Origin of the sequence: Neptuniibacter caesariensis (assembly GCF_000153345.1) — a bacterium.
Taxonomy (GTDB): domain Bacteria; phylum Pseudomonadota; class Gammaproteobacteria; order Pseudomonadales; family Balneatricaceae; genus Neptuniibacter; species Neptuniibacter caesariensis.
Map to the genome: position 1 here is coordinate 739,044 of NZ_CH724125.1, position 14,778 is coordinate 753,821.

14 protein-coding genes are annotated in these 14,778 nt (G+C 46.1%); 8 read left to right on the plus strand and 6 right to left on the minus strand.

All coding sequences use genetic code 11. From position 1 onward, the window contains the following. Window positions 1-24: 24 nt before the first annotated feature. Window positions 25-1,620 carry a methyl-accepting chemotaxis protein gene (locus MED92_RS03640; protein ID WP_007020134.1) on the plus strand — a complete coding sequence of 532 codons (1,596 nt, stop codon included), beginning with the start codon at window positions 25-27 and terminating at the stop codon, window positions 1,618-1,620. A gap of 56 nt (window positions 1,621-1,676) precedes the next feature. Here the strand turns inward: MED92_RS03640 and MED92_RS03645 are convergent, their stop codons facing one another. Then, window positions 1,677-2,150, minus strand: a complete 474-nt coding sequence (locus tag MED92_RS03645; protein ID WP_007020136.1) for a peroxiredoxin — start codon at window positions 2,148-2,150, stop codon at window positions 1,677-1,679. Between the two features lie 299 nt (window positions 2,151-2,449). On the opposite strand from MED92_RS03645, the gene dapA reads away from it, so the two are divergent. The 4 genes from dapA (at window position 2,450) to MED92_RS03665 (ending at window position 6,558) form a co-directional block, all read left to right on the plus strand. Further along, window positions 2,450-3,325 (plus strand): 4-hydroxy-tetrahydrodipicolinate synthase, encoded by an 876-nt coding sequence (gene dapA, locus MED92_RS03650; RefSeq protein WP_007020137.1) that lies wholly within the window; start codon window positions 2,450-2,452, stop codon window positions 3,323-3,325. Between the two features lie 11 nt (window positions 3,326-3,336). Next, on the plus strand, window positions 3,337-4,713 hold the full coding sequence (gene bamC / locus MED92_RS03655; protein ID WP_007020138.1) for an outer membrane protein assembly factor BamC: 1,377 nt from the start codon (window positions 3,337-3,339) through the stop codon (window positions 4,711-4,713). 64 nt (window positions 4,714-4,777) lie between these two features. Continuing rightward, window positions 4,778-5,725 (plus strand): D-2-hydroxyacid dehydrogenase, encoded by a 948-nt coding sequence (locus MED92_RS03660; RefSeq protein WP_007020139.1) that lies wholly within the window; start codon window positions 4,778-4,780, stop codon window positions 5,723-5,725. Between the two features lie 68 nt (window positions 5,726-5,793). Further along, the gene (locus MED92_RS03665; RefSeq protein ID WP_040661518.1) at window positions 5,794-6,558 is read left to right on the plus strand and encodes a substrate-binding periplasmic protein; all 765 of its coding nucleotides are present in this window, start codon (window positions 5,794-5,796) and stop codon (window positions 6,556-6,558) included. A gap of 8 nt (window positions 6,559-6,566) precedes the next feature. Here MED92_RS03665 and MED92_RS03670 read toward each other — a convergent pair whose 3' ends face one another. The 3 genes from MED92_RS03670 to cobS form a co-directional block, all read right to left on the minus strand. Continuing rightward, a complete protein-coding gene (locus MED92_RS03670; protein WP_007020141.1) occupies window positions 6,567-7,199 on the minus strand; it encodes a pseudouridine synthase in 633 nt (210 codons plus the stop codon). A 1-nt stretch (window position 7,200) separates the two neighbouring features. Next, entirely contained in the window at window positions 7,201-8,550 is a 1,350-nt protein-coding gene (gene rlmD / locus MED92_RS03675; RefSeq protein ID WP_007020142.1) for a 23S rRNA (uracil(1939)-C(5))-methyltransferase RlmD, read from the minus strand. 82 nt (window positions 8,551-8,632) lie between these two features. Next, window positions 8,633-9,388 (minus strand): adenosylcobinamide-GDP ribazoletransferase, encoded by a 756-nt coding sequence (cobS, locus tag MED92_RS03680; protein WP_040661521.1) that lies wholly within the window; start codon window positions 9,386-9,388, stop codon window positions 8,633-8,635. Window positions 9,389-9,493: 105 nt separating this feature from the next. Here cobS and MED92_RS03685 point away from each other — a divergent pair, with 105 nt between their 5' ends. Beyond that, complete coding sequence (locus tag MED92_RS03685; RefSeq protein ID WP_007020144.1) at window positions 9,494-10,483, plus strand: glycosyl transferase family protein; 990 nt, start codon at window positions 9,494-9,496, stop codon at window positions 10,481-10,483. A gap of 47 nt (window positions 10,484-10,530) precedes the next feature. On the opposite strand, the gene MED92_RS03690 is transcribed toward MED92_RS03685, so the two are convergent. Together MED92_RS03690 and MED92_RS03695 are read right to left on the minus strand one after the other, a co-directional pair. After that, window positions 10,531-11,709: a cation:proton antiporter domain-containing protein gene (locus tag MED92_RS03690; RefSeq protein ID WP_007020145.1), complete on the minus strand. Its 1,179-nt coding sequence runs from the start codon at window positions 11,707-11,709 to the stop codon at window positions 10,531-10,533. An 89-nt stretch (window positions 11,710-11,798) separates the two neighbouring features. Next, the gene (locus MED92_RS03695) at window positions 11,799-13,127 is read right to left on the minus strand and encodes an MATE family efflux transporter (RefSeq protein WP_007020146.1); all 1,329 of its coding nucleotides are present in this window, start codon (window positions 13,125-13,127) and stop codon (window positions 11,799-11,801) included. Window positions 13,128-13,312: 185 nt separating this feature from the next. On the opposite strand from MED92_RS03695, the gene nfuA reads away from it, so the two are divergent. Both nfuA and MED92_RS03705 read left to right on the plus strand, forming a co-directional pair. Continuing rightward, window positions 13,313-13,906: a Fe-S biogenesis protein NfuA gene (gene nfuA / locus MED92_RS03700; RefSeq protein ID WP_007020147.1), complete on the plus strand. Its 594-nt coding sequence runs from the start codon at window positions 13,313-13,315 to the stop codon at window positions 13,904-13,906. Between the two features lie 287 nt (window positions 13,907-14,193). Then, the coding region (locus MED92_RS03705; protein ID WP_007020148.1) for an LON peptidase substrate-binding domain-containing protein at window positions 14,194-14,778 on the plus strand (585 nt) is incomplete at its 3' end.

Sequence of the window (14,778 nt, forward strand, 5' to 3'; positions counted from 1 at the left end):
CTCATACTTAACCAAGGAGGGGATATGATAAACGCCATATCTAACCTGATAGACAAAACCTTACGTACCTTAGGCTGTAAGACGATTAACAGCCAGTTCACCCTGTCATATGCGCTGATTTTCCTCCTTGCCGCTTCTTCTGGTATTAGCCTCTATTTCAGTATGGCGATCAACCCGCAAACGATAAATATGGCTGGACGGCAGCGAATGCTGAGCCAGAAAATTGCTAAAGAGGCATTACTGGTTGCGGCTCAGGTTGAACAGCAATCAACGCTCAAGAAAACAATGGAGCTCTTTGAGTCATCGCATAAGAAAATCATGCTGGGTAATGAAGAGTTAGGCATGAATGCAATTAAAGACTCTGAAATTCTCAAGCAGATGCAGCATGTAGAAACCTTGTGGGCAACCTACAAGGGGGTTATCGAATCGCACATTACTCAACCCTCAGAAAGTACAACGCTAGATATAATGAAACAGTCGCCTGTTGTTCTGAAAGAGATGAATAAAGCGGTTGTGATGATGACCAACAAGGCCAGTGATACCAACATGCAGCAGCTAATGATCGCTTTAGTTTGTGTGCTGGGAATTCTCTTGCTGGTGGTGTTTGGGCGTATCTTTGGTTTGCGGATCTTAATGGATAATATCCGCCGCTTGAATGCCCGTATGAGTGAGGTGGGTGAAGGAAACTTCTCGCATCGCTTTAATATTACTCATACCGATAATGAGATCGGCCAAATGTTCCTCGCGTACAATAATATGTTGGATCACGTGGGACAGCTGCTTCAAACCGTCCAGACGGTTGCGAAGAATACGGAGATCCATGTTAGCAATGTTGTTAAGGCAACGTCTGATGCCAGTATGGGCGTTGGGCGGCAGTATGAGGATATCGAGCTGGTTGCGGCTGCAATGACAGAGATGAGTGCAACTGTTCAGGAGGTTGCTAATAATGCTCAGGAAGCCGAACTGGCTGCTCAGGAAACTGATGGGCACGCGAAAGACGGTGGCACTGTCGTGGGTAGATCAGAGTCTGAAGCGCAAAAAATGGTCACCATGCTCAATGAAACCGCTTCAATGTTGTCTGAATTAGAAGAGGAAAGCCAGGCAGTTGGTAATGTCACATCCGTAATCACGGGTATTGCTGAGCAAACTAATTTGCTTGCTTTGAATGCTGCAATCGAGGCTGCACGTGCTGGCGATCAGGGGCGTGGGTTTGCCGTAGTGGCAGATGAGGTAAGAACCTTAGCCCAGCGCACTCAGCAATCTACCCGGGAGATTCAGGATATTATTGAGCGTCTGCAGAGCAAAGCAGAATCTGCCGTTTCATCAATGGGCGAGAGTACAGAGCTTGCAGGTAAAAGTAGTGAGCTGGCTAATTCCGCTGCGTCTGTACTGGATCAGATTATCTGTTCGACGAATACTATTTCGTCAATGAACACCATGATATCCACTGCTGCAGAACAACAGTCGGCGGTTGCCACAGATATTGACCAGCGGGTCGTAAACATCTCTGATATAGCGGGGCAGACTAAGCGAGATACTGAGAAAGTCGTGGAAGCGACAGATCTGATTCGTAAAGAAGCGCACGAACTCAATCAGTTGGTTATGAAGTTTCAGTTATAAGTTTAAAGAAGCGCCGCCAGAGGGATAACGGTGGCGCTTTATTGTACAGGCTTAAATTACGCGTTTAAGCTTTGAACGGCCTCAAGAACTTCTTCAACGTGCCCCTTTACCTTAACGGTGCGCCATTCTTTCCGTAAAATACCTTCTGCGTCGATAAGGAAGGTCGAACGGTCAATCCCCATATATTCCCGACCGTAATTTTTCTTCAGCTTAATCACATCAAAAATTTTACAAAGCTCTTCGTCAGGATCACTGATCAGTTCAAATGGGAAGGATTGCTTGGCTTTGAAATTTTCGTGAGCGCGAAGTCCATCACGCGATACGCCAAAAATTACCGTATTTGCTGCTTCGAACTTCTCGATGTTGTCGCGGAAATTCTGTCCTTCGGTTGTGCAGCCTGGCGTACTATCCTTTGGATAGAAGTAGATCACTACATTTTTTCCCGCTAGATCATCAAGGTTAACAGTCACCTCACTGGTGGCTTGTGCGGTGAAAGAGGGTACTTTTTGGTCAATAGCGACTGTGCTCATAATAAATCCTTAGTGAAGATGGCTACTCAACAAAGTGTAAAATCGTATAGAATAACGACCCTCTATACGATACCAGATATCGTTTGGATTATAAGTAGAGTGCTTTCTCAGATCTGAATTTGATTTGCAGCCAGGTGCTCAATTAATAAATATGATCCAGGTGTGGAGCTGGCTTTAGCAAAAAATTAATAGTTTCAGATAGCTAGAGCCAGATAAGTAGTGTTTTAAGGTTGTAATAAGCGATTGGGCAGAGTAGTTTTGTCCTTTGCTAAACCTATTTGAATCTCATGGAGAATAAAATGATTACTGGCAGCATTGTTGCTCTTGTTACCCCTATGCAATCTAACGGCGATGTCGATTGGGAAAATCTCGACAAACTTGTAGATATGCATTTGGATAAGGGCACAGATTCTATCGTTGCAGTGGGCACAACAGGTGAGTCCGCGACTTTAAACTGCGATGAGCACTGTCAGGTCATTAAACGTGTAGTTGATCGTGTTGCTGGTCGGATTCCGGTTATTGCAGGTACTGGCGCAAACTCAACAAGCGAAGCGATAGAGCTTACTGAAGAAGCAAAGAAAGTGGGTGCAGATGCCTGTCTGTTAGTTACGCCTTACTACAACAAGCCAACTCAGGAAGGGCTTTATCAGCACTTTAAAGCGATTGCTGAAGCCGTTGATATTCCTCAGATCCTATATAATGTTCCGGGTCGTACTGCATGTGATATGCAGACTGAAACGGTAGTTCGTTTGGCTGAGATCGATAACATTATTGGTATTAAAGAAGCGACAGGTGATGTAGAGCGCGGCATCGATTTGGTGAAGCGTGTACCTGAAGATTTCGCAGTTTATTCCGGCGACGACCCTACGGCTGTAGAGCTAATTTTGGGTGGCGGTAAAGGTAATATCTCTGTCACTGCAAACGTTGCTCCTGCGGAGATGTCTAATCTGTGTGAACTTGCACTGGCGGGTAAGGCAGATGAAGCGCGTGCACTAAATGATCGTCTGATGCCATTACATGAGAAACTTTTCGTTGAGGCTAATCCTATCCCTGTAAAATGGGCTTTAGCTGATATGGGCCTCATGGGACTGGGTATTCGTTTGCCTCTCACTGTTTTAGCAGATGAATACCATGAAGTAGTACGTGAAGCTTTGCGTAGCAGCGAAATTATCTAAGCGACTGAATAATGAAAAAAATTGTATCTTTATCTGTAGTAGCGAGTGTGCTGCTAACGGGTTGTAGCATGCTGGATGACAACCCGATTTATGGTGACAATGGGATCGTGCGAGATCGGAGCCAGGATTATGAACTGGCGGAAAAAGGGAAGCGCCTCGAGGTTCCTGCGCACCTTAAATCTAAGCAGACGGAAGATACATTGCAGATTCCTGATGTGAGTCAGGTCGCTACAGCCCGGACCGGTGAGTTTATCGTACCGCGTCCGGAGTTCTTCTATGCTGAAGCTGGAAGTGAATCGGTTAGCCTGAAGCGTGATGGTGGTGACAAGCTTATTATCGTGGATGAAGGCATCACCAATGTATGGGTGAAACTGCAGGAGTTTTGGCGCTTTAATGGTATCGATATTGCCAAGTCAAACCCGCGTCAGGGAGATATGGAAACTCAGTGGATCTATCATGAAGCCAAAGAGTTTAGCTTTATTGATACTTGGGTAAAGCGCCTGACATTCCAGGATATTCCTGGGCCGACAAAGGATAAATTGCGTATTACGCTTCGACCTGTCGACGGCGACTTCAATCGTACTGCTGTAGCCATGCAGCATGTTCGTTTTGCAGCTGATGAAGATGTATCGGCAATCGATTGGAATGAAACCTCCCGAGATGTTAGCTATAAATCTGACATGATGTTTGAGATGCTGCGTTATCTTGCGAAAGCGACCGGAGATCGAAATGCTCAAACCCTGATTGCCTTCAATGAAAAACGACGTGTCGGCACTCAGTTGGGTCGTGACTCTCGTGGCAATCCTGTATTAAAGCTTGATGCAGATATAGAAACAGCTTGGAATGAAGTTAACAAAGCTCTGGATCTGGCAGATATGGATGTGGGTACCCGTGATGCAGATACAGGTCGTTTCTACATGACTTACTCAACTTCAACTCCATTTGAAAATGTTGAGGAGATGGGCTTCTTCGAATGGCTTCACTCTGATCGAGATGAAATCAAGCTAGATACAAGTGCGTTCAACGCTGCGATTGGCATCGAGGAAGAAGATGATGGTATCAGTTACACCTCTGGTAAGACTGCCGCGCGACTTCAAGAGGTTGATGGTGATTCCGAAAACTCGTTGATTGATCCTGAAGATCAGGGCAACAAGAAGGGTTACAAAATCTGGTTTGCTGGCAAGCCTATCTATGTCTTTGGTGGTGAAGATTCAGGTATTTATAACCATTCAACCGGAAAATTTGAGCACACAGGGCGTTACGAGTTGCGTTTGATCCGTAGCCGTAAGGGAGTATTCCTAACTGTTCATACTTACCAGGGGCTTTCCGCGCCTGCTGTTGTTGCTGAAGAGATTCTCTGGGGAATAAAGGATAACCTTCAGAAATAGAATCTAATCAATTTCTAAAAGGGGCCTTATGGCCCCTTTTTGTTTAGTTAGAAAGGAGTTGTTTATGCGTGCAGTTATACTTGATCTTAACGGACTTGAGGCTTACGACTTATCACCTTTGAGGTCGCAGTTAGATGAGTTGGTTACATATGATCTTACGCCTAAAGAGTGCGTAGGCGATAGGATCCAGGGCTTTGATATAGTGATCACGAATAAAACTCCGCTGTCCGCAGACCTGCTCTCTCAGGCTGATCGTTTGAAATACATTAGTGTACTTGCGACAGGGACAAATGTTGTCGATAAGCAAGCTGCTTCGGAGCTGTCTATTCCGGTATCAAATTGCGTTGCCTATGGTGTTGATTCGGTCGTACAGCATGTCTGGTCAATGATTCTGGCTTTGCATACCAACCTGGTGAATTATTCAAATGATGTCAGGCAGGGTGAGTGGCAAAAAGCGCAGCAATTTTGCTTTTTCAATCACCCGATTTCTGAGCTAAAAGGTAAAACTCTGGGGATTGTTGGCTACGGTAATCTGGGGCAGGGTGTTGCAAAAATAGCTGAAGCCTTTGGCATGCAGGTCCTGATTGCTAATCGCCCTGATGATGCTGAGCTTAAAGCGGGTCGGGTTTTATTCGATACCGTTGTTGAAAATTCAGATGTGATTAGTTTGCACTGCCCGTTGACCGAGGGCACTCGAAACCTTTTTATCGAGGAGACTTTTCGTAAAATGAAAGGTTCCGCCATGTTGATTAATGCGGCGCGAGGAGGGATCGTCAATGAGGAGGACCTTGCGAGTGCATTGCGTAATCATGAGATTGCGGCGGCGGCTACAGATGTTCTCAGTGTCGAGCCTCCTGCAAACGGAAATCCCCTTTTAGGTGCAGATATTCCTAATTTGTTGGTTACACCCCATATTGCTTGGGGGAGCGAACAGGCCAGACAAAGGATTATTGATCAAACCGCTGAAAACATTGCTGCTTTTTTGCAGGGAAAAATTATACGTCAGGTGTAATTTGACATTTCAGGGTATATTTACTGTTCTTTATTAGTCGTTCTAAAACTGTCCCGTTGGGTGTTGATATGATGCTGAAACTGAGAGCTCTGCTAAGTATAAGTACGCTGTGCTTATTGCTGCTAGTGCCAGTCACTAACCATGCTGGTGGGCATCAGATGATCGCTTTGGTTCAGGATTCCAAGCCCAAGTACCTATTTGAAAATGGCGAATTGACTGGCCTTTGTGGTGATCTCTATCGGGCTTTAGCCACTCATTTAGAAGAAAAAGGTGTGGTGTTAGAGATAGGTCAGGTTGCTTTACCCATCAAACGGATTCTGAAGCAGGTTGAAAGTAGCGCTAATAAAATTTATTGCGGGGCAGGGCGTAATGCTAATAGAGAGAAACGCTTTGTTTATGCTGCGACACCGGTTTATGAGGTTTCAAATGTAGTTGCGGCTCATGTTGATGAGCCTTACCTACCTAACTCATTTGATGACCTGGCGTCAGATAAGGTGCCTGTGGGGGCTCTGTTTGGTACCAGCTCTGCGTCGTTCTTAAAAAAACAGCCTGGGGTAGAAGTGGTTGAGCAGATATATAGTCTGGATGAGGCGCTTAAGCTTTTAGGTTTAAAGCGGCTACGTTTATTCTACTATCATGACCTTGGTTTGAACTACCTGACCAAAAATTCTGAATACTCTTTAAAGGTTTTGCCCACGAAATTCCGCTCAACACCCCAGTGGATCATCTACGGAAAAACAATGCCTTCTGAGCTTAGTGGTCCGCTTGAAGAGGTTTTGGCGGAAATGGAGCGCAATGGGCAGTTACAAAGAATTATTAGTAACTACCTTTAGCAAGCCATTTAGAAGGGGCAGGGTGCGTTAAACTCCATCATTTTTCCGCTTTCGGGGTGGGGTAGCTTCAAAAATTCTGCATGTAGTAATAGCCTTTCTGAGGCCGCTACTTGCTCCTCGCTGGCGTAAAAGCGATCACCAATAATTGGATGCCCCATGGCTTGCATATGTACGCGCAGTTGATGCGAGCGACCCGTTACAGGTGTCAGTAAGACTCGGCTACCCAGCTCAGTGACTTCATCAATCAGCCAATGGGTTAGCGCGGACTTTCCTTGCTCGTGATCAACAATTTGTAGAGGACGGTTTTCCCAGTCGCAGCGTAAAGGAAGATCTACACTTCCAGAATCTTCTTTAGGTCGACCTGCAATAATAGCTTGATAGCGCTTCTGGGTTTCTCTTTCCTGAAAGCTGCGGCTGAGAGCTCGTTGGGCATCAAGCGTAAGGGCCAGTATGATTATTCCAGAAGTGGCGTAATCCAGTCGATGTACGATGCGCGCAGTCGGATAGCTGGTCTGGACTCTTCGCCATAGACAATCCTGCTTATCTTCGCCTTTTCCTGGTACTGAAAGCATATCCCAGGGCTTATTGGCCACGACGATATGCTCATCGGCGTAAATGATTTCTACAGAGCTGTCTTGCATCTTATTTCTCAAATAGAACGAGTGACTCTACATGGGAGGTATGAGGAAACATATCCATCACGCAGAATTTGCTGGCTTTATAGCCTTGGCGGATAAGCTCTGCGCCATCTCGCGCTAAAGCTGACGGATTACAGGAAACATAAAGAATCTGATCACACTGGTGTTGTTCCAGTTGTTTGATGACTTCTAACGCGCCTGTTCTGGGAGGGTCTATTAGGATCTTGCTAAAACCCTGTTTATACCAGGGCAGGGCTTTTAGATCCTTGCTTAGATCTGCCCGATAGAATTCACAGTTATTAAGCCCAGCTTGTTTGGCGTTGTTCTGCGCGCGTTGCACCATATCTTCAACGCCTTCTACACCAATAACACTACCTGCTTTAGTAGCCAACGGCAGGCTGAAGTTTCCGACGCCACTAAACAGATCCAATACCCTGTCATTATCCTTTAAATCAAGCCAGTCCATAGCCCGATTGATCATTTGTGTATTAACCGAAGCATTGACTTGAATAAAGTCGCCAGGTTTAAAACCGATCTGGGTTTCACTCTTTTCTAATTGATAGCTGAGATCGGCTTCATCACCAAAAGCGTTAATCTGCTGTCCGTTGTCGAAATAGAGGCGAAACTCGTTGTCTTCAGCCAGTTTTTGCAAAGAAGATGAGAGGCTTTCAGGTAATGGCTTTTTAATCCTGAGCGTCATGGCACCCTGTTGGTCACCCATGCTTAGTTCCGCATGGGTAATCTCTTTACAAGAATCTGCTTCGGATAAAACTGCCTTGAGTTTACCGAGGATTTTATTGATCGGATTAATCAGGATTGGACAGTTGTCTACCTGTAGTAGTTTGCTGCTGCCTCGACGTCGGAAGCCGATGATAGGCGTTCCATCACGCATCAGTTGGTTTATGCCGATACGGCAGCTGCGTCGGTACTCCTGATCAGAGCCAGATAACGGAGGCGTTGTCGATTCGGGGTTGAATTTGCCTAAACGTTGGAGTTGATCCAGTACAAGGCTTTCTTTGGCTTTGATCTGCTCTGAGTGTTCCAGATGTTGAAGATCACAACCACCGCATTGTCCATAATATTGGCAGAAGGGTTCTACACGATTAGGTGATGGGGTAATGACTTCTACGCACTCAGCTTCATCAAATCTGCGGTGCTTCTTGCTGATCTCATACCTAACGGTCTCTCCGGTCAGTGCACCCGTAACAAAAATGGTCTTGCCATTGTGTTTAGCAATCCCTCTGGCTTCGTGGCTGAGGCCAATAATTTCCAGCGTTTCAGGGTAATCCATGCTGGCTTTACTTTTAGGTGACTTGGCGGGTTTGCGGGCAAACAAGCTATTTTGTTTTTTCATCTGATATTACCGGGTGAGATCAGCTGCGGATTCTATCAAAAACCTTGTTTTAGGGGCACCGCTATCTGCGTTACAGCGGTCTCTATAAAAATGCCAGGCAAAACCATAGATAAATCAGCAGCTCATTTAGTTGTTGGCAACAGCCAAGGCAGTCACCGGTATAGCCGCCAATTCGATGTTGAAAATAATGATTAAGCCATAGGGTAATTAGTAAACATGGAAGAATAACTGTGCTGAAAGAGGTAGGAAGCAAAACAACGCAGATCAACGCGGGGATTGCCGCTAACAACAGATCCGTATTTGAAAGAGGGAAGGTTAGGTCACTGGATTTGCTCTCTTCTTGCCTTCCTGCGTAAGCAGATTTGCGCATGATTAACAGGGGGAGAAAACGGCTAAAGCAGTGGGCAAAGATGATGGTCAGTATGGTTTCTTCTATCTCCAGTAGCGCTGCATATTTGAGTAAAAGTACCAGAATCAGCCCCAGAACAGCATAAGTACCGACTCGAGAGTCTTTCATTATGCTAAGGATCTGTTGTTTGTCCCAGCCTCCGCCAAAGCCATCACAACAATCGGCCAGGCCATCTTCATGTATGCCTCCGGTCATGATGATAGAGGTAAACATCGACAGAATAATTGCCAGGCTTTCAGGAAAAATGAATTGGCATAGCCAGTAGATAAGGGCGGCGTAAACACCGATTAAGGCGCCAATCCAAGGGAGGTATTTTGAGCATTTAGCTTGGTAATCAGGTTTGTAGATTACCCATTTTGGTGCACTCAAGCGTGTATAAAAGGTCAGAGCATTAAAAAAAATATGTAGCTGCTCTGGGTAAGATTTCATTAAACTAAGCCTTAAACGAATTGCGGTGTCTGCAAAGTGATTAACTGTTTTGAAGGCTACCCACTCTAGAGATTCCTGCAGCATAGAACAAGGTTAAATCTGCATATGATAGAAGAACATCAATTTGCTCCATTTGTTCGCATACTTGGTAAAGGCAAAAATGGAACCCGTTCGCTGACGCGTGAAGAAGCAGCTGAGGCGATGGGAATGATTCTGGATGGACAGGTTGAGCCTGAGCAGCTCGGTGCCTTTTTAATGTTGCTTAGGGTTAAGGAAGAAGCGCCTGAAGAGTTGGCAGGTTTTGCCGATGCTGTAAGGCAGCGATATGCCGTGGGGCGAGAGATTAAAGTTGATCTAGACTGGTCAACTTATGCTGGCAAGAAGCGTCGACATACCTGGTACCTTTTGGCTGCCTTGTGTCTGGCAACTCATGGTTATCGGATCTTCATGCATGGTGCTAAAGGGCATACGCCTGGCAGAATCTATGTAGAAGATATGCTCTCTATGTTCCGATTACCCGCCTGTGAGGGGTGGGCTAAAGCAGAATCAGAGCTGGAGCGCTGTAATTTTGCTTATATGGCAATAGATCAGTTCTGCCCTCCATTGGGCGCCATTATTAAGCTTCGACCTGTGCTTGGTTTGCGATCACCAGTACATACCTTATGCCGTATGTTAAACCCTGCTGATGCGCCAGCGAGTATCGATGGAGTCTTCCATCCGCCCTATGGTCCTATGCATCAGAAGGCGGCTAAGCTTTTAGGGATAGAGCGCAATCTAACCATGAAGGGTGATGGTGGTGAAGCGGAAATACGTCCTGACACCGAATGCCTTTTGCAGTGGGTAACGGATGGTGAGCTCACTGAGTATGAGTGGCCGCGCAGTGTTGAGAAGCGTTTCGTAAAAGAGGACGAGTTACCACCTGAAACACTTCTGGCTTTCTGGAAGGGAGAGGTTGAGCATGAATATGGCTTTCGGGCCATTATAGCTACCATTGCGGTTACCTTGCGCCTGCTTGGGGAAGAGGGGGATGTGGAATCGCTTCAGGCTAAAGCGGAAAAGCTTTGGGCGGAACGGAAAATCGGTCAGTTTGTCTGATTATAATGCCAAAAAAAAGCCGGCGAGCCCTCGCCGGCTTTTTTGTTTTAGTCCCTGCGCAATTTATCCGATACCGCGATCGGAGAAGGAAAGTTAAAGATCACAACATAACTGGAGAGTAAGAAAGTTAAGATCGCGGTGGCCTGAATAACATGAGAGGCCTCTTCTCCAATCATGCTTGCGCCGGCTGCGATATAGGCGATCAATAATGAGAATTCACTGATCTGACCAAGACGGAATCCGACCTCCCAGCCTAACTTGGGTGATTCACTAATGCTGCTGAGTAGATATCTGAATGCAGCAGGTTTAACGGCCAGAACAAGAAGCGCCAAAATGATTGCGGGTACTGCTATCTGTCCGACAAGTCCAAGGTTGAAGCTTGCGCCTATCGAGAAGAAAAACAGAATCAGGAAAAAATCACGTAATGGCTTAAGGCTGGTTGCAATATATTGCGCAATTGGGCTTGTAGCGATCGATACGCCCGCTACGAACGCCCCAATTTCAGCAGAAAGCCCCGCCAGGTTGGCGATCTCCGCCAAACCAAGGCACCAGCCGATAGCGAGCAGAAATATATATTCGTGAAAACGATCGAACTTCTGGATCAGCTTGAGCAGCACGTACTTTACGAAGACAAATGCGCCAATAATGATTAACGGAAGTGCTGCGATGGTCTTGCTGAATTGTGCCATGGTGTCGCTGGTGCTGCTCTCGCCTGAGCCACTGTATAAAAATAGCAAAACCATGATGGCAATAACGTCCTGAAGCAGCAGCAAGCCGACCACCAGTTCACCTGTATGTCGATGATGTAGCACAGTCGTTGGTAACAGCTTAATACCGATGATGGTACTTGAGAACATCACGGCGATGCCGATGATCATGTTCTCGGTTTGCGTATAACCAAACGCATAACCGACGCTATAACCGAGTGCGAAGAATATTAGCGAGCTGAAAATGGCGACTAAGGTAGCCTTCTTCAGCATATGCAGTAGGTGGGACGGTTGCATATCCAGGCCGAGCAGGAACAGCAAAAATATGATGCCTATATGCGATATCTCTGATAGCAGCTGAGTGTCTGTCACCATCATCATGCCGTAGGGACCTAGTACAGCACCCAATACTATATAGGCTACCAGTAGAGGCTGGCGTGTATAGAGTGCCAGTGAAGCGACGATAGCGGCACCGGTAAAGATCAGGAAAAAAGAAAAAACTAGTGACTGATCAGCCATTTACATATCCCTATAGGTATTTACTTCAATATAGCAACTTCACAAAGCTGCGAACAAGCCCGGATGTCGGGCATGGCAAGTTGTTATAACTAGATTTTAATATTTTGCCAGGATCGCTGAGACCAGATTCGGATAAACATAATGGATGATAAAAAGCGGTAAACGACTTGTACAAGCCAGATACCGATCAGGCCAAAGCCGAAAAAGGGTCCAAATAGCCAGGCGAGGGGTAAAAAGAAGCACCACTGTCCCAGTGTCGAAATCAGTAATACGGACCGGCTTGCTCCTACACCCAGCAGGGCTTGGGTAAAAACGATCGTTGCAGCATCGAGGCAGATCGCCAAAGCTGTCAGTCGCAGCGGAAGTTTTGCTTGCTCAATGATCTCTTCAGAGTGAAGAAAAATCTTCAGCACTGATTCCGGGATGAATAAGAGTGGCAGACTAAGTATTAGTACGGTAGTAAATGCGGTCTTTACCACATCCCAGCCCCAGCGTGAGGCAGCCTGGAGGTTTTTCTCACCCATTGCGTGGCTCACTAATGACGTTGAAGCTACACCAAAACCTACAGCAGGAAGAATAAGAAACAGTGACAAGTTAATGAGTACATGGGCGATCGCTTGTTCATGAGTGCCTAATTGACCAATAATCCAGATCAGGGTGCAGATGGCGAGTGCCAACAAGAACTGCTGCAAAGAGTGGGGCAGGGCCAGGCGAAAGAATCGTATTAATGAGTAATCCCTGATAAGTGAAGTGATCAGCCTGCGAGTCGGTTTAAGCTCTTTTCGCAGAAGCCAGAAGTTAAAAAATGCCCCCGCAAACAGGGCGATTGCACTGCCAAGCCCTGCGCCAGGTGCGCCGAGTCTAGGTAACCCGAGTTCGCCGAAGATTAAGCAATAGCTAACAACAACGTTCAGCAGGTGGGTGAACAGTAGTACCTTAAAATAGGTGACCGGTTGTTTGTTTCCATTCCACCATCCGCGCAGTGATAAGTTTAATCCTACGGCGACCATCGCCGCTGTTCGATAATCGAAATAAGAAGCGGCTATATCCTGCACGGCTAAGTCATCTGTCATAAGACCAGTCAACTGCTCAGACTGAGAGATGAATAGCAGGCTGAGTGGGAGGGCAATGACAACAGAAAGAATAATTCCCCAATAGACCGGGATAACAGACCGTTCCCTGTCTCCACTGCCTAAGGTGCGAGCAACCAGTGCTTGTACGGCAGAAGAAAGCCCAAGAATCAGGCTGATTACAACAAAATTGGCATAACTTCCTATACCGACACCCGCCAAAGAGGCTTCGCCCAGTTGGCCAACAAGCGCGGCATCGATCAGGTTGAGGACGCTTTGTGAAAGCATTCCCGCAATGATCGGCAGTCCAAGGCCCAGAATGATTTTTTTGCGTTCGAGCGACAGCATAAGAGCGTTTAATAAAAAAAAGGCGATTCTAGCAGATAAAAGTAATGATGGGGCCTTCAGCGAAATGATTTGAAGGCCTTTCTTTGCGTATGGTTTAAATTGACTAATAGTTGATCAATTTACTCGGGATTGGAATCGGTGTATCCTATGCTCAATTGTTAAATCGTGAACATACAGGACATCGTATGAACATTACTGTTACAGAAACAGCAGAAGAATATTTAGGTGAATTGCTTTCTAAGCAGGACACTGAAGGCATGGCCGTTCGCATGTTTGTTACTCAGCCGGGTACTTCATATGCTGAGACCTGTCTCGCTTACTGTCGCCCGGATGAAGTGATCGAAGATGATGAGATCATGCAGCTAGAGACACTACGTTTTTACATTGAGAAGAACAGCGTTCCCTATCTGGATGAGGCATACGTTGATTTTTCTAAAGATCGTATGGGTGGTCAGCTGACGATTAAAGCGCCAAACGCAAAGGTACCGAAGGTATCCCCAGATAGCCCTATTGATGAGCAGATCAATTACATCCTTTACTCTGAAATCAACCCAGGCCTGGCCGCTCACGGTGGTGATGTTAAGTTGATGGAGGTTGTGGAAGAAGAGGAAGGTCATATTGCTGTTCTTCAGTTTGGCGGCGGTTGTCAGGGTTGTAGCGCAGTAGATATGACGTTGAAAGACGGAGTTGAAGCGACGCTGGTGGAACGTATCGACAGCCTTGTTGGTGTGCGTGATGTAACCGATCATAGTGTCCGTGATAAGGCCTATTTCAAATAATCACTGCGTTTGCTGAAAAAAGGGGAAATTTATTTCCCCTTTTTTCATTGTTTACTGACAAGGTTGTTGCTATAAGTTACGGAACCGGCGAACAAGCCCGAAAGACTTTTAAGTGCTTTTTTCCAGCTTCACAGTATCCCCGGCGACATCCAACAATCTTCATAGCACTGTATTTTTTATAAATCACTGGTTGTAATTGGTTAGACAGACCCCCATGTAACCAGAAACGTGCATTACAGAATTTCTCCGCAGAGCATCGCGGACCGGTTTTATGAGGCTTTATCAGCATGACGCAACAGGATAATACTCAGACGCAACTGATTGAGTTGCCCGTACTTCCACTCAGAGATGTAGTGGTGTACCCACATATGGTTATTCCGCTATTTGTTGGCCGTGAAAAGTCGATAGACGCACTTGAAGCGGCAATGGCTGGTGATAAAGAGATCTTATTGGTAGCACAGAAAAATGCTTCCGATGATGAGCCAACATCAGAAGATCTGTTTGCAGTAGGTACTGTTGCAAGTGTACTGCAAATGCTCAAACTGCCAGACGGTACTGTGAAAGTTCTGGTTGAAGGTGATTACCGTGCAACCATCGAAACGCTTCACGAAGAGGAAGGCTTCTTTACTGCAGAAGCGTCAATCCTGGCGGTTGAAGAGCTAAGCAGTGCGGAAGATGAGCTATACAAGCGTACCGTCTTGGAACAATTCGAACGTTTTGTTCAGGTTAACAAAAAAATCCCATCTGAAGTGCTTTCATCGCTGCAGAATATCGAAGAAGTGGGGCGTCTGGCTGACACGATTGCCGCACATATGTCTCTGAAGCTTGAAGAGAAACAGCAGATTCTGGAGATGCTCAGCAATAAAGAGCGT